The organism is Flavonifractor sp. An306 (genome assembly GCF_002159455.1).
In the GTDB taxonomy this organism is placed as follows: Bacteria; Bacillota; Clostridia; order Oscillospirales; family Oscillospiraceae; genus Flavonifractor.
In genome coordinates this window covers 51,446-67,942 of sequence record NZ_NFIQ01000008.1, presented here as the reverse complement: position 1 = coordinate 67,942, position 16,497 = coordinate 51,446, and the positions used below count along the sequence as shown (strand labels likewise).

The 16,497-nt window shown below is 61.5% G+C and carries 14 protein-coding genes; 11 read left to right on the top strand and 3 right to left on the bottom strand.

What is annotated here, in order from left to right:
• Nucleotides 1–68 precede the first annotated feature (68 nt).
• Entirely contained in the window at nucleotides 69–2,042 is a 1,974-nt protein-coding gene (locus B5F88_RS03295; RefSeq protein WP_087341602.1) for a hypothetical protein, read from the top strand.
• Nucleotides 2,043–2,045: 3 nt separating this feature from the next.
• Nucleotides 2,046–3,383: an FtsX-like permease family protein gene (locus B5F88_RS03290; protein ID WP_087341600.1), complete on the top strand. Its 1,338-nt coding sequence runs from the start codon at nucleotides 2,046–2,048 to the stop codon at nucleotides 3,381–3,383.
• Nucleotides 3,384–3,415: 32 nt separating this feature from the next.
• On the opposite strand, the gene B5F88_RS03285 is transcribed toward B5F88_RS03290, so the two are convergent.
• Both B5F88_RS03285 and B5F88_RS03280 read right to left on the bottom strand, forming a co-directional pair.
• The gene (locus B5F88_RS03285) at nucleotides 3,416–5,335 is read right to left on the bottom strand and encodes a M56 family metallopeptidase (protein WP_087341599.1); all 1,920 of its coding nucleotides are present in this window, start codon (nucleotides 5,333–5,335) and stop codon (nucleotides 3,416–3,418) included.
• Nucleotides 5,336–5,337: 2 nt separating this feature from the next.
• Nucleotides 5,338–5,703, bottom strand: a complete 366-nt coding sequence (locus B5F88_RS03280; RefSeq protein ID WP_087341597.1) for a BlaI/MecI/CopY family transcriptional regulator — start codon at nucleotides 5,701–5,703, stop codon at nucleotides 5,338–5,340.
• Nucleotides 5,704–5,868: 165 nt separating this feature from the next.
• Here B5F88_RS03280 and B5F88_RS03275 point away from each other — a divergent pair, with 165 nt between their 5' ends.
• The 3 genes from B5F88_RS03275 to B5F88_RS03265 all read left to right on the top strand — a co-directional run bounded on the left by B5F88_RS03275 (nucleotide 5,869) and on the right by B5F88_RS03265 (nucleotide 8,585).
• Complete coding sequence (locus B5F88_RS03275) at nucleotides 5,869–6,441, top strand: YcxB family protein (RefSeq protein ID WP_087341595.1); 573 nt, start codon at nucleotides 5,869–5,871, stop codon at nucleotides 6,439–6,441.
• 25 nt (nucleotides 6,442–6,466) lie between these two features.
• Nucleotides 6,467–7,138 (top strand): PAS domain S-box protein, encoded by a 672-nt coding sequence (locus B5F88_RS03270; protein WP_087341593.1) that lies wholly within the window; start codon nucleotides 6,467–6,469, stop codon nucleotides 7,136–7,138.
• Nucleotides 7,139–7,220: 82 nt separating this feature from the next.
• Nucleotides 7,221–8,585 (top strand): TIGR00366 family protein, encoded by a 1,365-nt coding sequence (locus B5F88_RS03265; protein WP_087341611.1) that lies wholly within the window; start codon nucleotides 7,221–7,223, stop codon nucleotides 8,583–8,585.
• A 187-nt stretch (nucleotides 8,586–8,772) separates the two neighbouring features.
• On the opposite strand, the gene B5F88_RS03260 is transcribed toward B5F88_RS03265, so the two are convergent.
• Nucleotides 8,773–9,738: an IS5 family transposase gene (locus B5F88_RS03260; RefSeq protein ID WP_087341609.1), complete on the bottom strand. Its 966-nt coding sequence runs from the start codon at nucleotides 9,736–9,738 to the stop codon at nucleotides 8,773–8,775.
• A gap of 226 nt (nucleotides 9,739–9,964) precedes the next feature.
• Between B5F88_RS03260 and B5F88_RS03255 the strand changes: the two genes are divergently transcribed.
• The 6 genes from B5F88_RS03255 to B5F88_RS03230 all read left to right on the top strand — a co-directional run bounded on the left by B5F88_RS03255 (nucleotide 9,965) and on the right by B5F88_RS03230 (nucleotide 16,420).
• Nucleotides 9,965–11,368 carry a solute carrier family 23 protein gene (locus B5F88_RS03255; RefSeq protein WP_087341591.1) on the top strand — a complete coding sequence of 468 codons (1,404 nt, stop codon included), beginning with the start codon at nucleotides 9,965–9,967 and terminating at the stop codon, nucleotides 11,366–11,368.
• A gap of 54 nt (nucleotides 11,369–11,422) precedes the next feature.
• Nucleotides 11,423–12,874, top strand: a complete 1,452-nt coding sequence (locus B5F88_RS03250) for a 4-hydroxyphenylacetate 3-hydroxylase family protein (protein WP_087341589.1) — start codon at nucleotides 11,423–11,425, stop codon at nucleotides 12,872–12,874.
• Nucleotides 12,875–12,960: 86 nt separating this feature from the next.
• Nucleotides 12,961–13,245, top strand: coding sequence for a NifU family protein (locus B5F88_RS03245; protein ID WP_087341587.1), 285 nt, complete (start codon nucleotides 12,961–12,963; stop codon nucleotides 13,243–13,245).
• Complete coding sequence (locus tag B5F88_RS21715) at nucleotides 13,235–13,957, top strand: hypothetical protein (protein WP_087341585.1); 723 nt, start codon at nucleotides 13,235–13,237, stop codon at nucleotides 13,955–13,957. Before B5F88_RS03245 ends, B5F88_RS21715 begins: the two co-directional genes overlap by 11 nt.
• A gap of 25 nt (nucleotides 13,958–13,982) precedes the next feature.
• The gene (locus B5F88_RS03235) at nucleotides 13,983–15,080 is read left to right on the top strand and encodes a glycerol dehydrogenase (RefSeq protein WP_087341583.1); all 1,098 of its coding nucleotides are present in this window, start codon (nucleotides 13,983–13,985) and stop codon (nucleotides 15,078–15,080) included.
• 41 nt (nucleotides 15,081–15,121) lie between these two features.
• Nucleotides 15,122–16,420, top strand: a complete 1,299-nt coding sequence (locus B5F88_RS03230) for an acetyl-CoA hydrolase/transferase C-terminal domain-containing protein (RefSeq protein WP_087341581.1) — start codon at nucleotides 15,122–15,124, stop codon at nucleotides 16,418–16,420.
• The last annotated feature ends 77 nt before the right edge of the window (nucleotides 16,421–16,497 follow it).

The window sequence follows — 16,497 nt, the reverse complement described above, 5'->3', positions numbered from 1 at the left end:
GTTCTGGAAGGAGACGGTGATGGTAAACTCCTGTCCGGCCTCCCCCGCCGGAGCCCATTCCCGCCCCCATGGTGCTGGTCTCTCGCAGCGAGCTCAGGCAGCCGGTGGAGGCCGGACAGGAGTTTACCATCACCGTCTCCTTCCAGAACCTGGGCAACGCCGCGCTGAAGTCCCCCGTTGCCACCTTCACCCCTTCCGACGGGCTGACCATCGCCGGCGGCTCCTCCTCCTTCCTGCTGGATGACATCGGCGGCAAAAAGACCGGCACCGTCAGCCTCAAGCTCAAGGCCAACGCCACCATCGCCTCTCCCGCCCAGTCCCTGGGGGTGGAGCTGAAATTCAACTATTACAACAACGTCTCCCTGACCCAGGGGACGATTTCAGATAAAATCTCCATCCCCGCCCTTGCCCGGGAGAGTACGCCTCAGCCGGTGGTGCTGGTCACCCGCTCCCAGCTGGCCACCCCCATCGGCCCCGGGGAGGAGGCGGAGCTCACCATCACCTTCCGCAACACCAGCAAGGACAAGCTGGTAACCCCGTCGGTTACCGTTACCCCCTCTGAGTCCCTGGTGGTGCTCAACGACGCCTCCACCTTCCTGCTGCCCGATATAGAGGGCGGGCAGAGCGCCGCCATCACCGTGCGGATCAAGGCCCTGAAAGGCCTCAATTCCTCCAGCCAGTCCCTCAGCACCGAGCTGAAATACAGCTACGACAACGGCGCCACCATGGCCCAGGTCACCGCCTCCGACAAGGTGATCATCCCCACCCTGGCCAAGGAGAGCGTGCCCCAGCCGGTGGTGCTGGTCACCCGCTCGGCCATGGAAAAGCCTCTCGACCCCGGCCAGAGCGCGGATATCACCCTCACCTTCCAGAACGCCGGAACCACCAAACTGCTCTCTCCCACGGCGTCGGTCACCCCCTCCGACGGGCTGACCATTCTCAGCGACACCTCCACCTTCCTGCTGCCCGAGATAGAGCCCGGCCAGAGCGCCGCCATCTCCGTGCGCGTCCAGGCCGCCAAGGACCTGACCTCCACCAGCCAGTCCCTCAGCACCGAGCTGAAATACAGCTATGACAACGGCGAGACCATCACCCAGGCCACCGCCACCGACCGGCTCAACCTGTCCGCCAACCTCCCCGTAAAGATTGATCCCTCCATTCCCAACCTGGTGATCCGCAGCTTTACCTACGGCGGGGAGTCGGTGGCCGCCGGCTCCAAGTTCCCCCTGGACTTCACCTTTGAAAACACTGGCGTTTCCAAGGTGGAAAACGTGGTGGTGACGGTGGATGGCGGCGAGTGCTTCACCATGGACGGCAGCACCAACACCTATTTCTACAAATCCCTGGCCGCCGGGGGCAGCAAGGACCAGCAGGTTCCCATGCGGGTGGTACCCGCCAGCAAGACCGGCGCCCAGAGCATCAGCATCTCCTTTAAATACGAGTACAGAGACGGGGAAAAGCGGACCCAGGCCACCTCCGACATCAAGCTGTCCGTCCCCGTCTACCAGCCCGACCGGTTCCAGATCAATGCCCCCACCGTCCCCGAATTCGGCACCGTGGGCGAGGAAATCGAGCTCACCCTGGCCTACGTGAACAAGGGGAAGGACGATATCTCCAACCTGGAGGCCACCGTGGTGGGAGAGGATGTGGACACCCCCGCCCGCACCCAGTATCTGGGCAACGTCACCGCCGGGACCAACGGCAACGTGGGCTTTGCCATCTCCCCCAACAAGGCGGGAGAAATCAATGTGGTGCTGAAAATCTCCTATGAGAATGCCGACCAGCAGGTGCAGACCAAGGAATTTCCCATCAAGCTGACGGCGGAGGAGTATGTACCCCCGGTGGACGACGGGGATGGCGCCATGGACGAGGACGTCGGCCCCCACATCCCCGTGCTGCCCATTGTCCTGGCGGCGGGGGCCGTGGTGATCGTGCTGACGGTGGTGATCATCGTCCGCAAGAAGAAAGCCGCGCAGCTGCTTAACTCCACCAGCGGCAGCTGGGACGACTGGGATGACACCGACAGCAGCGGGGAGGAATAAGCCATGCGGAAGAAAGATCTGCTCCGCATCTGCCTGCAAAACCTCATGCGGCGGCGCTCCCGCACCTTTCTGACGGTGCTGGGGGTGCTGATCGGGTGCTGCTCCATCGTCATCATGGTATCCCTGGGCATCGGCATGAAGGAGACCCAGGAAAAGCTGCTCTCGGAGATGGGGGATCTCACCATCATCACCGTCAGCGCCCCCCAGAAGGGCAAGGGCAAGGTCAAGCTGGACGACGCCCTGGTGAAGCGGCTGCGCAATATGGACGGCGTGGTGGGGGTGTCCCCCAAGCAGACCCTGGAGGTGGAGTCCATCCGCCTGCTGGCCGGCACCGGCAACCGCTATGTGGCCGATTGGACCTCGGTGGTAGGCATGGACACCGGGGAGATGGAGCGGCTGGGCTACCGGATTCTCAACGGCTCGGCCCCCAAGCGGGACGGCGAGGTGGTCGTCGGGGAGTTTCTGGCTTACAGCTTCAAGGACACCCTGCGCCCGGAGGGGCGGAACATGATCGACCGCTGGGCGGGGGAGCTGGACGACAACGGCCAGCCCACCCAGCTGCCGCCCCCCTACTTTGACCCCATGAAAACCGCCCTGACCATGGAGATCGCCACCTCCTCCGGCACCATCAAGCTGCCGGTCACCCCCTCCGGGGTGGTAAAGGAGGACTACTCCAAGGGCTATGAGACCTCAGAGGGTATGATCATGAGCCTGACCGACCTGCGCAAGCTGCTGGACAAGGTGCAGGGACCCGCCAAAAAGAAGCTTCCCTACGACTCCGTGCTGGTGAAGGTGAGCGCCATCGACCGGGTGGCCGACATCGAGCAGGAGATCAAGGCCATGGGATATGGCACCGAGTCCATGGAGAGCATCCGCAAGCCCATGGAGAAGGAGGCCCGGCAGAAGCAGATGATGCTGGGCGGCCTGGGGGCCATCTCCCTGTTCGTGGCCGCCCTGGGCATCACCAACACCATGATCATGTCCATCTCCGAGCGCACCCGTGAGATCGGCATTATGAAGGCCCTGGGCTGCTACGTCTCCGACGTGCGCATCATGTTTCTGTCCGAAGCGGGGGCCATCGGACTTATCGGCGGGGTCATCGGCTGTATCATCAGCTTTATTGCCTCGGTAATCATCAATCTGGTATCCATCGGCCTGTCCCCGGAAAACATCCCTGCGGCTATTCTGGGGGGCGAAGGGATCAACCGGGTGTCGGTAATCCCCCCCTGGCTGCTGATCTTTGCCATCGTCTTTTCGGTGCTTATCGGCCTGGGCTCGGGCTACTACCCCGCCAACAAGGCGGTACAGATTCCCGCCCTGGAGGCCATCAAAAGCGAATAGCCCCTCTTTTTCAACAAGCAAAGGGCGGAACCTTAAGGTTCTGCCCTTTGCATTTGCAGCATGAGCCACATAGCGGGCTGATTTTCTTCCATCCATTCCGCCCCGTGTTCCTCCAGAACGCCCTCCGCCGTCTCCCGCCAGGCGTCGAAATATTCCTGCCCGGTATCGGCCTCCAGCTTGAGCCGGGCCTCCGGGGCCAGCTCGTCCAGCACCAGACGCATCAGGTGGCCCTCCAGCCCGGTCTGATCCCCCGCCAGGAATTGGGTAAAGATATAGCACATGGTATCCGTCCCGCCGTCCAGCAGGGCCTGGTGCTCCTCCGGATGGGCGTTCAGATAATCGCCCGGACTGGAGGAGACAGCGGGAGAGGCCGCAATGGCGGCAAACAGCTCTGCCGTCCGGTTCCACCGCTCCTCCTGCTCTTCCACAAAGTCCTTCACATTTCCGGTACGAATATCCACACTCTCTCCAAAGTACGCACAGTTCAGGTTGGCGTACATAATCGAGCCCGAGGGCCCCGCGCCCCCCACCCACAGAGTATACTGGCTGTCGATGAAGTAAATCCGGATATAAAGACCAGAGCCCGCCTCGGTATAGGAGAAACCTTCCAAATCCCCCCAGGTCAGCCCCTCCCCTTTCTCTGAGAGTTTGAGCACATCCTCCAGAGTAAGGGCAGGAGCAAAATAGCCCTCCGGCAGGGGGGAATCCCCCGCGCCGTAACTGTCATCCCAGGTGGAGAGCCAGTCATAGGGTCCATCGTAATAGTCCCCGTCAATCACCAGATAGACGTTCCCCATATTGCCCACCTCATGCCGGGTGCCGTCGGTGAGGGTGAGGTAAAACCAGATGCTCTGCCCGTTCAGGCTCTCAGGTTCTCCCGCCGGGCGGCCCCGGCTCTCGTTGAGCAGCGCCACCACCGCCGGGATCTCCTCCGTGGAAAACTGCTTATACTGCTTGTCCTGGCTCTGGGGCATCACCACCAGCTCCGCAGAGGCAACCTGCTCCGCCGTCAGGCTTTGGGCCCACTCCAGAGTGGGATGTCGGACCGGATCGGTGAGAAAGCACACCGCCGCTATGATGCAGGCCACCGCTGCCGCCAGTACCAGCCAGAAGGCGGGCTTGCGGTAGTGCAGCGCCGCCCTGATCCGGCCCTTTACATTTCCCTCTCCAAACGCCAGGGGACAGGCCGCCAAAACCCGCCGCTCCGCGCTGCAGGTCAGCAGGGCCTGGGAATAGGCCTTCCGCCCCGCCCCGTCCAGCCTCCGGACCACCCGCTCGTCGCAGGCCAGCTCCAGGTCCCGGCAGAACAGCCCGTAGGCCAGCCACACCAGCGGGTGAAACCAGTAGACCGCCAGCAGCAGAAAGCCCAGCGGTTTCCACCAGTGGTCCCTCCGGGCCAGATGGGCAGACTCATGGGCCAGCACCGGCTCCAGCGCCGCCGGGGGCAGATCGGAGGGCAAATAGATTTTAGGCCGGAGCACACCCAGAATAAAGGGGGTATCCACCCGGTCGCACTGCCAGACCCGCCCCTCCAGCAGGACCGCCTCCGCCACCCGCCGCCGCAAACGGATCACGCTGAGCAGGGCATACCCCAGCAGCAGCAAAACCCCGGCCAGCCAGAGCCAGCTCAGTACCGCCGTCAGTTCCGGGCCTGCCGCCGGGGCATCGGCTGCCGCCGCCGGGTACCCGCCCACTCCCTGCGGCAGCTGCTGGGGCAGGGCGGCCGGCGCCTCCGGCAGGACGGCCCCCACCTCAACCGGGGACCGGGGAACCAGACTCAGGGGGCTTTTCAGGGACACAGGCAGTACCAGCCGCACTCCTACCAGCGCCCACAGCCAGCAGCGCGTCCACTTGGGGGCCCGGCACAGCGCCAGCCGCAGCGCCACCACCGCCAGAACCATCCATCCGGCGGCGGCGCTCATGGACAGGAGCTTTTCAAACAGGGCCTCCATGCTCACTCCCCCTCTTCATAGGAATCAATCATCCTCCGAAGCTCCGCCACATCAGCCCGGGACAGCTTTTTTCTGGCGGTAAAGGCCGCCAGAAAGGCGGGCAGAGAACCGCCGAAGGACTCCTCCACAAATTCCTCGCTCTGGCAGGCGTAAAACGCCTCCCGGGAGAGTTTTACTGTCACCACACTGTCCCTGGTCTCAAAAATCTCCCGCTCGCACAGCCGTTTCAGCACTGTGTAGGTGGTGGTCCGTTTCCACTGCAGCTCCTTTTGACACAGCTTGACCAGCTCCCCGGTGGTCAGCGGGGCGTTGGCCCAGATCAGATCCGCGAACCTGGCCTCCACCGCCCCCAAACGATAGGCCTTCATGGTCTTTCCCTCCTTGTCTCTATCTTGTAGACGCCTACAGTCTATATGATGTAGACAACATTGTCAACCCATTTTTCTCGGCCCTTGGTTTCATTTGCGGACTTGATAAGTTTCCTGTTTCGCTGTACAATGCCTTCATCATGCACAGATCGGAGGAGATATCCCATGCACGCGGAAACCGACATTCTCATAAAAAGCACCTATGACGAACCGGCCTATCGGGCCATGGCCAAAGCCACGTGGAAGCTCTTTCAGAAGCACCGGATGGAGGTCATGGCCTACCCCGCCCTGTTCAGCATCGCGGCGGTCATCGTAATTCTGCTGATATTCAACTGGAACACCTCCCCACTGCCCGTCCGCATCGGCGGCATTGCCTTCGCCATACTGCAGTTCGCAGTCATTCCCCTGGGCGCCATGCGGGCCCAGCACAAAACCTACCGTAAGGCCATCCGGGACGCCAAGCGTAAGGGCGACTATCCCGCCCAGGTGGAATTTCTGTTCCAGGGCGACCGGATCCGGGCCAAGGTGGGCGACACCACGGCCACGGCCCGCTACAAAGAGGTGACCCATCTGGCCGCCCTGCCCCAGTGGCGGTTCCTCTATTTCTCCCAGGGCGCCTATATCATTCCGGTCTCCGCTTTTTCCAACCCGGAGGAACTGGACCGTTTTGACGGCTTCATCACCCAAAAATGCGGCATGCCCTTTGTGGTTCTGGAGGGGAACGTACCCAAGGGCTGACGGTACGACAACGGAGGGATGACCGATGCAGGAATCCGGACATATTTTTCTGGACGAGAGCTCCACGCTGCTGCGAGGCAGTCAGAAGGAGATCAACTTTCAGCTGTTCGCCATTCTGAACAGCATCTATGACGGACTTTACATCACAGACGGAGACGCCAACACCATCCTGATCAACCAGGCGTATGAGGAGGTCTCCGGCCTGCGGCGGGAAAATGTGCTGGGCAAAAACATGCGGGAGATCGTCGCCTCGGGTCTTATCGACCGCTCCGGCTCGCTGTGCGTGCTGAAAAGCCGCCGCCCGGTCACGCTGGAGCAGACCTTCCGCACAGGAAAGCGGGCGCTGATCACCAGCACGCCCCATTTTGACGAGGCGGGCAACATCACCATGATCATCACCATGGTGCGGGACATCACGGAAATCTACCGCCTGCGGGAGCGCTATCAGGAGAGCGAAACCCGCCGCCGGTCCGAGATGGACTTCCTGCAGCGCAACCAGAAATTCGTATCCGCCATGGTGGCCAAGGACCCCCACACCCTGGAGGTCATGGCCAAGGCCCAGAAGGTGGCCGCTCTGGACACCACCATCCTGCTGCTGGGCGGGTCCGGCGTGACGGACTTTTCCGGCGGGAGGGGGGAGGAAATGGGAACGCCTATTTTACACAAGAAACTATCAAAAATGCACAAAAATAACTGAGCCGGATTGACATTTTGATCCAATGTGACTATAATACAACCTGTGTTGGGTAAAGAAGAAATCACAAGAGGGAGAGATGTTTATGTTCAAACGCTTTACCAACGGCTGCGTTCGGGTCGTGAACCGGTGGCTGCCGGATCCGTTCCTGTTCGCCATCATCCTGACCATCATCGTGTTTATCGGCGTCATGGTGGGCACCCAGCAGGGCCCCCTGGAGGTGGTCTGGGCCTGGGGCGGCAGAGGCGGCACCGGCGACGGCTTCTGGGGCCTGCTGTCCTTCTCCATGCAGATGGCCCTGGTGTTGGTGCTGGGTTCCGCCATGGCCTCCGCGCAGGCATGTAAGCGTGCGCTGGCGGCGATTGCCACCCTGGCGAAGGATAAGAAGAGCGCCATCCTGGTGACCACCTTTGTGTCCACCATCTGCTGCTGGCTCAACTGGGGCTTCGGCCTGATCGCCGGCGCCCTGCTGGCCCGGGCCGTGGCCCGGCGGGTGAAGGACGTGGACTACCCGCTGCTCATCGCCTCCGCCTACTCCGGCTTCGTCATCTGGCACGCGGGCCTGTCCGGCTCCATCCCCCTGCAGATCGGCGCCCAGGGCGGCACCGAGATCCTGGGTGTGAACTACTACGCCGGCACCATGGACACCATCTTCCACCCCGTGAACCTGGGTATGGTGATCGTGATCCTGCTGCTCATGCCCCTGGTCAACTACGCCATGCACCCCGACGCCGCCCACACCATCGTGGTGGATCCCGCCCTGCTGGTGGACGAGGCGGAGAAGGAGTACAAGATCGACACCCCCGCCGACCGGATTGAGCACAGCCGTATCCTGTGGGTGATCACCCTGGTGCTGGGCTTCTTCTACATTGTGTACTACTTTGTGCAGAAGGGCTTCAACCTGGATCTGAACATCGTCAACATGATCTTCCTGTTCCTGGGCATCCTGCTCCACGGAGATCTGCGCAAGTATGTGGACGCCATTGCCGACGCCGCCTCCGGCGCCGCAGGCATCCTGCTCCAGTTCCCCTTCTATGCCGGCATCATGGGCCTGATGGTGGCCCAGAACCCCGAGACCGGCGTGTCTCTGGCCGGCATCATCGCCAACTTCTTCACCAACATCTCCAATGAGATCACCTTCCCCGTGCTCACCTTCCTGTCCGCCGGCCTGATCAACTTCTTCGTGCCCTCCGGCGGCGGCCAGTGGGCGGTGCAGGCCCCCATCGTCATGCCCGCCGCCACCGAGATGGGCATCGAGTACGGCCGTTCCGCCATGGCCATCGCCTGGGGCGACCAGTGGACCAATATGATCCAGCCCTTCTGGGCCCTGCCCGCACTGGGCATCGCCGGCCTGTCCGCCCGCAACATCATGGGCTATCTGGTGATCGTCACCATCTTCACCGGCGTGGTGGCCTGCGGAGGCTTCCTGATCTGGGGCGCCTTCTTCTGAGCCCCGCCCAAACCACTCACCCACACACAAAAACGGCCGTCCCTCGGGGGGCGGCCGTTTTGCTATGCAAAAGCATGGCAAAACTTAGGGCAGCACCGCACAATTGCTGAGGCAAGCGCTGTCGAATCACCCATCAGGCAGGAAACCATAGGCTTCCCGGCGCATTTCTTCGCGAGAGCGCACAACTTCAAGCCGCCAGGCAGGGCCTGTCAGCCAGAAGCAGATTCGCCAATGCGAACATGATATTGAATTTGGCTCGCTGCTTTTCGAGCCCTCGGTATCGCGTTTTTCGAAATTGCAGCTGTTTCTTGACGACACCGAATACGTGCTCTACTTTTGCCCGAACAGAAGACTTTGCGTGTTCTACTTTCTTTGCGGCATACTGGCCGCTCTTGCTCAGCTTTTTTAATTGAGATGGACGTCGGTTAATTTTGTATTTGATCTTGCGTCCGGATTTGTTCCGAACGATCGCGTCCTCACGGTTCCCGGCTCCAAGATAGCCACTGTCGCCGTAAACGACATCTTCCTCACCGGTCAGCAGGGATGAAGTCTGCGTCACATCATGGACATTGGCTGGTGTCGCCTCCATTGTGTGTACCAGTCCGCTGTCCTTATCCACCCCAACATGGGCTTTATAGCCAAAGTGCCATGTGTTGCCCTTCTTGACCTGATGTGCATCCGGATACCGCTTTTTCTCCTTGTTCTTGGTGGAAGACGGCGCGGAAATAATGGTGGAATCTACGATCGTTCCCTTTTTCAGGATAAGGCCCTGTTCAGTGAGCGCGGTAACAACTTGTGCAAACAGTTTCTCCTGCAGTCCATTCTTCACCAGCAGGTTCCGAAAGCGGCCAATGGTATCTCCGTTCGGCACCTGATTGCTGGAATCAACGCCGCAGAAATCTGAAAATGCCCGGCTGTCGATTGCCTCCGCCGCTGTTGCTTCATCACTCAGGTCATACAGATTTTGCAGCAGATACAACCGCAGCATGGTCTCCAGTGGATAGGGTTTATTGCCGCGCTCTCCTTTGTAATAGCACGGCTGGATCAGCGTAAGCCATTCCTTCCACGGGACGATCCGCTCGATCTGGGCTAGAAATTCTTTCTTCTTTGTCCGTACCTGCGCCAACTCATCACTAAGCGCAGACATTGTCATCTGTTTATCCATGGTCTTATTATATCACTTCTGGCAGTATCGCGCCTACTTTTCTGTGCGGTATTGCCCTAAAAATGTCCAATCCATTGAGACACAATGGATTGGACATTTTTTCATAAGTTGGCACGCGCTATGCAATAATTAAAGACCGTCACGAAACAGTTGGCCAACTGTCGTAACGGGAACGAAAAAACTCCTGCTTTGGGGTGAGAAAGAGGGAACGCATATGGCAAACGAACAATTCGTCAGCCGCTACCGCAAATACGGCGAGGAACAGCCTTATTGGAAAGCCGGTATTTTCAAGATCCGTCTTCCGTTCATCCACTACGCATGGTCTATACCTGAAATGGTGCAGGCAGTCTTTATGTGTGCTACCTGTCTGGGCGCTATCCCCGTGCTGACCGAAGTGCTGGGCGTCAGCTACGAAGTAGCGCTCTCCATGGTTATCATTAACGGCTTCTTCTATAACTTGCATGTACTGCTGGGCGACCCGGTGGTCCCCGGCTGGATTACCCCCGCTATTCCCCTGATCACCGCCTTCCTGGAAGACGGGTACGCCATTGGACCGGAACGGACGCAGGCGTTGATCGCCATGCAGCTCATTCTGGGCGTCATCTTCCTGGTGTTCGGTATTACCGGCATCGGCGGCAAGATGGTCCACCTGGTACCCAACTCCGTGAAGGCCGGCGTGCTGATGGGCGGCGGTCTGTCCGCCATCATCGGCGAGATCAGCGCCACGGGCCGTTACTGGACCTATCCCATTTCCATCACCGTGGGCGTGCTGATCGCTTACTTCTGCCTGTTCAGCCCCATCTGGGCCAAGATGCGCAGACAGAACAAGGTCATTGACGTCATCGGCAAGTTCGGCATGCTGCCCGCCATCATCATCGGCATCGTGCTGGGCCCCCTCGTGGGCGAGCTGGCCATCCCCGACGTGCAGTGGTGGCCCCTGTTCAAGATCCCCGAGTTTGGCAATATCTGGAACCAGCTCTCTCCCTTCGCCATCGGTTGGCCCAGCGCCACCACCTGGCTCGCCGCCATCCCCACCGCTATCGTGGTGTACATCATCGCCTTCGGCGACTTTGTTACCTCTGAGGAGCTCATTGCCAGCGCTGACGAGATCCGTCAGGACGAGAAGATCGACTTCAACGCCAACCGCTCCAACGTCATCAGCGGTATCCGCAACGTGGCCATGGCTATCTGCTGCCCCTACACCCAGACCTGCGGCCCCCTGTGGGCGGCTGTCACCGCCGCTGTGTCTCAGCGGTATAAAGAGGGTCCCAAGGCCATGGAGTCCATCTACAGCGGCGCCGGCACCTTCCGCTGGTCCACTTTCGTCTGCGTGGCTCTGATCCCCATCTCCTCCCTGCTGCAGCCCGTGCTGCCTGTGGCTCTGTCCCTGACCCTGATCGTCCAGGGCTTCATCTGCACCCAGCTGGCTATGAATATGTGCCGCACCGATATCGAGCGCGGTATCTGCGGCGTTATGGGCGCCGTTCTGGCCATCCAGGGCGCTGCCTGGGGTCTGGCCGTTGGTCTCATCCTGTTCTTCCTGCTGTTTGAGGGCAAGAAGAAGGAGCAGTCTCAGCAGGCCGCCGTCTCCGCCTCCAGCGAGAACAATCGCGATTAGTCCTGAAATGTTCAGCCATAACTGAAATTTAAATGAGAAAGGAAGTTCTGACTTATGGCACTCATGACTGGTGAGCAGTACATCGAAAGCATCCGCAAGATCCCCATGGAGATCTACATGTTCGGCAAGAAGGTGGAGAATCCCGTCGATAACCCCATCCTCCGCCCCTCTCTGAACAGCGTGCGCATGACCTATGATCTGGCTCAGATGCCCGAGTATCAGGACCTGATGACCGCCATCTCCCCCGAGACCGGCGAGCGCATCAACCGTTTCACCCACATTCACCGCTCCACCGAGGACCTGCGCAACAAGGTGAAGATGCAGCGCCTGCTGGGCCAGAAGACCGCCGCCTGCTTCCAGCGCTGCGTGGGCATGGACGCCTTCAACGCCGAGTACTCCACCACCTATGAGATCGACAAGAAGTACGGCACCAACTATCATGAGAACTTCAAGAAGTTCATGTTCTACTGCCAGGAGAACGACCTGACCGTGGACGGCGCCATGACCGACGTTAAGGGCGACCGCTCCAAGGCCCCCCACGCCCAGGACGATCCCGATATGTTCCTGCATGTGGTGGAGCGCCGCGAGGACGGCGTTGTGGTCTGCGGCGCCAAGGCCCACCAGACCGGCATCATCAACAGCCATGAGGTCATCGTGATGCCCACCCAGTCCATGGGTCCCGACGACAAGGACTACGCCATCTCCTTCGCCGTGCCTCTGGACACCAAGGGTCTGTTCATGATCATCGGCCGCCAGAGCTGCGACACCCGCAAGCTGGAGGGCAGCGAGATGGACGTGGGCAACGCCGAGTTCGGCGGCGTGGAGGCCCTCACCGTGTTTGACCATGTGTTCGTGCCCAACGACCGCATCTTCATGAACGGCGAGACCGAGTTCGCCGGCATGCTGGTGGAGCGTTTCGCCGGCTATCACCGCCAGAGCTACGGCGGCTGTAAGGTCGGCGTGGGCGACGTGCTCATCGGCGCCGCCGCCGTGGCCGCCGACTACAACGGCGCCGCCAAGGCCTCCCACATCAAGGATAAGCTCATCGAGATGACCCACCTGAACGAGACCCTGTACTGCTGCGGCATCGCCTGCTCCGCCGAGGGCGCTCCCACCGAGAGCGGCAACTACATGATCGACCTGCTGCTGGCCAACGTCTGCAAGCAGAACGTCACCCGCTTCCCCTATGAGATCGTCCGTCTGGCCGAGGACATTGCCGGCGGCCTGATGGTCACCGCTCCCGGCGAGGCCGACTTCCGCGACGAGAAGCTGGGGCCCGTCATCGACAAGTACCTGCGCGGCGTGTCCACCGTCTCCACCGAGAACCGTCTGCGCATCCTGCGCCTCATCGAGAACCTGTCCCTGGGCACCGCCGCTGTCGGCTACCGCACCGAGTCCATGCACGGCGCCGGCTCTCCCCAGGCTCAGCGCATCATGATCTCCCGTCAGGGCAACCTGGCTCAGAAGAAGGCCCTGGCCAAGGCCATCGCCCATATCCAGGAGTAAGACCAACCCAACAGCAATACCGATGACCGGGGGGGCGGCGGTGTTCCGCCGTCCCCCCGGTTTTTGAACAAAGGAGGTTATCCGCCATGTATGAGGAGATTGAAGCCGTGCTGGACGAGCACGTGCGCCCCCTCTTGCGCACCCACGGCGGCGACATGGAAATTGTGGAGGTAAAGGACGGTGTGGTCCGCTTCAAGCTCAAGGGCAAATGCGCCGGCTGCCCCGCCGCCGATCTGACCACTGAGGAGTTGATCCAAACCACCCTGATGGAGCATCTACCCCAGATCAAACAGGCTATTCTGGTTCAGGATATCAGCGATGAGCTGCTCAACGAGGCTCGCACCATTCTGAAAATGCTCCATGGCGGATAAGCGACAGGTAGCCATCCGCTATTGCGGAGGCTGTAATTCCAGATACGACCGGGTGGCCCTGGTCAAGCGGCTGAGCTCCTTTTTCCCCGAGGTGGAGTTTGTCAACGCCCTTCCCGGCGTTCCCTATCCGGCGGCGCTGGTGGTGTGCGGCTGTCCTTCCCGCTGCGCCAATACCAGCGATCTGGCCGTTCCGGCCGGCCGCCTCATCCCCCTCAACGGCTGGGAGGATCTGCTGCCGGCCAAGGAAAAGCTCACCCTTGCCCTGCAGGAGCAGGAGGTACTTACGCTGACCCACCAGCAGGTGCTGGAGATCCTGCCCCACCGCCCTCCCATGCTGTTTATCGACGAAGTGAGCCGCCTGGTGCCCGGCGAGGAGGTTGTGGCTTCCTTCCTGGCCCGGCCCGACCTGCCCGCCTTTGCCGGCCACTTTCCCGGCTCGCCGGTTCTTCCCGGCATCTACACCATCGAGGCGGTGGCTCAGGCGGCGGACATTCTGATGATGTCCGCCCAGCGGTACGCGGGCACCCTCCCCCTGTTCATGGGGGTGCGGGAGGCCACTTTCCGCCGCAAGATCCTGCCGGGGGAGACCCTGGACATCCATGTGTCCCTCCTGGAGGAAAAGCCCTCCCGGGCCATTGCCTTCTGCCGGGGGCAGGTCTTTGTGGACGGCACTCTGGCCGCCGACCTGGAGGTCCGGCTGGCCTTTCGCTAATCCAAACAAGTAGGAGACAAGAAACATGACTTACGCAATCAAAGCCCCCGCCCGCTATGCTCAGGGCGCGGGGGAGCTGGCCAACCTGGGCCGCAGCGCCAAAAAGCTGGGCGACAAATTTCTGATCATCTGCTCGGACAACAACCGCTCCCGCTTCGGCGCCCAGGTGGAGGAGAGCCTGACCGCCCAGGAGAAGCAGGTGGTCTTTACCACCTTCCACGGCGAGGCCACCAAGGAAGAGGTCTTTGCCAAGATGGACGAGTGCAAGGCCCAGGGCTGCGACGTGGTGGTGGGCATGGGCGGCGGCAAGGCTCTGGACACCGCCAAGGCTGTGGCGGAGAATCTGGGCCTGCCCTGCGTCATTCTCCCCACCGTGGCCTCCAACGACGCCCCCTGCTCCGGCGTGGCCGTGCTCTACAACGACGCCGGGGTGGTGATTAAGGCGGTGCTCATGCGCCGCAACCCCGACCTGGTCCTGGTGGACACCAGCATCATCGCCAACGCCCCCAAGCGGCTCTTCGCCGTCGGTCTGGGCGACGCGCTGTCCACCTGGTTTGAGGCCAGGGCCTGCCACAAGAGCGGCGCCCGCACCATGGCCCGGGGCAACGTGTCCAACACCGGCTTGATGATGGCCCGTCTCTGCTACAATCTGCTGATGGAAAAGGGCCGGGCCGCCCTGAGCGCGGTGGAGCGGCATGAGGTGACCCCCGAGCTGGAGGATGTGGTGGAGGCCACCATTTACCTCAGCGGTCTGGGCTTTGAAAACGGCGGTCTGGCCGCCGCCCACGCCATCAACGACGGTTTTGCCCAGGAGCCCCAGGCCCACGGCATGTACCACGGCGAAAAGGTGGCCTTCGGCACTTTGACCCAGCTGGTGCTGGAAAAGGCCCCCCAGGAGGAGCTGGAGCAGGTCCTCTCCTTCCTGAAGGACACCGGCCTGCCCATGACCCTGGCTCAGCTGGGCGTTGCCGAGGTTGTCCCCGAGACCCTGCACAAGGTGGCGGAGGCCGCCTGTGTGCCCACTCAGTCCACCAAAAACCTGCGGGCAGATATCACCGCCCAGGAGGTCTACGACGCCATTCTGGAGGCCGACCGTCTGGGCCGTGAGTGGCTGGCCCGCTGAGCCACGCGCCAAATTCTAAATGGAAGAAGTGTGATTATACCATGAGTTGGAAAGAGCATTATCAGCAGCACCTGATGTCCGCCGAGGAGGCGGTGAAGCACATCCAGTCTGGCAACCGGGTGGTGGTGGCTCACGCCTGCGGCGAACCCTCCTACCTGCTGGACGCCATGGTGGCCAACGCCAGCGCCTACAAGGACGTGGAGATCGTCCACATGGTGGCCATGGGCAAGGGCGAATACTGCAAGCCCGAGTACGCCGCCAACTTCCGCCACAACGCCTTCTTCGTGGGCGGCTCCACCCGTGCCGCCATCGAGGAGGGCCGGGGCGACTTCACCCCCAGCTTCTTCTTCGAGGTGCCCCGCCAGTTCAGCACCACCATGCCGGTGGACGTGGCCATGGTCATGGTGACCCCCCCTGACGAGAACGGCATGTGCTCTCTGGGCGTGTCGGTGGACTACACCCAGGAGGCCGTCAAGCAGGCCAAGACCGTCATCGCTCAGGTCAACCCCCAGATGCCCTGGACCGGCCCCTACAGCCTGGTGTCCGTGGAGGACCTGGACTGCATCGTGGAGCATGAGGCGCCCCTCATTGAGCTCAATCCCCCCAAGATTGGCGACATCGAGAAGGCCATCGGCGAGAACTGCGCCTCCCTCATCCCCGACGGCGCCACCCTCCAGCTGGGCATCGGCGCCATCCCCGACGCGGTGCTTCTGTTCCTGAAGGGCAAGAAGGATCTGGGCATCCACTCCGAGATGTTCTCCGACGGCGTGGTGGAGCTGGCCGAGGCCGGCGTGATCACCAACGCCAAAAAGACCCTCAACCCCGGCAAGTTCGTGGTGGCCTTCCTGATGGGCACCCGCCGGCTGTACGACTTCGTGGACCACAACCCCGATGTGGAGCTGCGCCCGGTGGACTACGTCAATAACCCCTTCATCATCGCGCAGAACGACAACCTGATCTCCATCAACTCCTGCGTGCAGGTGGACCTGATGGGCCAGGTGGCCTCCGAGAGCATCGGACCCAAGCAGATCTCCGGCGTGGGCGGCCAGGTGGACTTCGTCCGCGGCGCCTCCGCCAGCAAGGGCGGCGTGTCCATCATGGCCATGCCCGCCACCGTCAAGGGCAAGATCTCCAAGATCGTTCCCCTGCTGGATGAGGGCGCCGCCGTCACCACCAGCCGCAACGACGTGGACTATGTGGTGACCGAGTACGGCGTGGCTGCCCTGAAGGGCCGCACCCTCCGTCAGCGGGCCCACAACCTCATTGAGATCGCCCATCCCGACTTCCGGGACGAGCTGAAGGCCGAGTACGAGAAGCGCTTCCACTGCAAGTACGAATAATATAGCAGCCTCCCAGCGGCATTGGGCCGGTCCACCGGACCGGCCCATGCCGCTCTCGCGCTGCAAATGGAAAGGAA

What these genes read in the sequence shown, in the direction of transcription:
- B5F88_RS03295 (WP_087341602.1), top strand. Translation starts at nt 69, where the DNA reads ATGGTGCTGGTCTCTCGCAGCGAGCTCAGGCAGCCGGTGGAGGCCGGA.
- B5F88_RS03290 (WP_087341600.1), top strand. Translation starts at nt 2,046, where the DNA reads ATGCGGAAGAAAGATCTGCTCCGCATCTGCCTGCAAAACCTCATGCGG.
- B5F88_RS03285 (WP_087341599.1), bottom strand. Translation starts at nt 5,335, where the DNA reads ATGGAGGCCCTGTTTGAAAAGCTCCTGTCCATGAGCGCCGCCGCCGGA.
- B5F88_RS03280 (WP_087341597.1), bottom strand. Translation starts at nt 5,703, where the DNA reads ATGAAGGCCTATCGTTTGGGGGCGGTGGAGGCCAGGTTCGCGGATCTG.
- B5F88_RS03275 (WP_087341595.1), top strand. Translation starts at nt 5,869, where the DNA reads ATGCACGCGGAAACCGACATTCTCATAAAAAGCACCTATGACGAACCG.
- B5F88_RS03270 (WP_087341593.1), top strand. Translation starts at nt 6,467, where the DNA reads ATGCAGGAATCCGGACATATTTTTCTGGACGAGAGCTCCACGCTGCTG.
- B5F88_RS03265 (WP_087341611.1), top strand. Translation starts at nt 7,221, where the DNA reads ATGTTCAAACGCTTTACCAACGGCTGCGTTCGGGTCGTGAACCGGTGG.
- B5F88_RS03260 (WP_087341609.1), bottom strand. Translation starts at nt 9,738, where the DNA reads ATGACAATGTCTGCGCTTAGTGATGAGTTGGCGCAGGTACGGACAAAG.
- B5F88_RS03255 (WP_087341591.1), top strand. Translation starts at nt 9,965, where the DNA reads ATGGCAAACGAACAATTCGTCAGCCGCTACCGCAAATACGGCGAGGAA.
- B5F88_RS03250 (WP_087341589.1), top strand. Translation starts at nt 11,423, where the DNA reads ATGGCACTCATGACTGGTGAGCAGTACATCGAAAGCATCCGCAAGATC.
- B5F88_RS03245 (WP_087341587.1), top strand. Translation starts at nt 12,961, where the DNA reads ATGTATGAGGAGATTGAAGCCGTGCTGGACGAGCACGTGCGCCCCCTC.
- B5F88_RS21715 (WP_087341585.1), top strand. Translation starts at nt 13,235, where the DNA reads ATGGCGGATAAGCGACAGGTAGCCATCCGCTATTGCGGAGGCTGTAAT.
- B5F88_RS03235 (WP_087341583.1), top strand. Translation starts at nt 13,983, where the DNA reads ATGACTTACGCAATCAAAGCCCCCGCCCGCTATGCTCAGGGCGCGGGG.
- B5F88_RS03230 (WP_087341581.1), top strand. Translation starts at nt 15,122, where the DNA reads ATGAGTTGGAAAGAGCATTATCAGCAGCACCTGATGTCCGCCGAGGAG.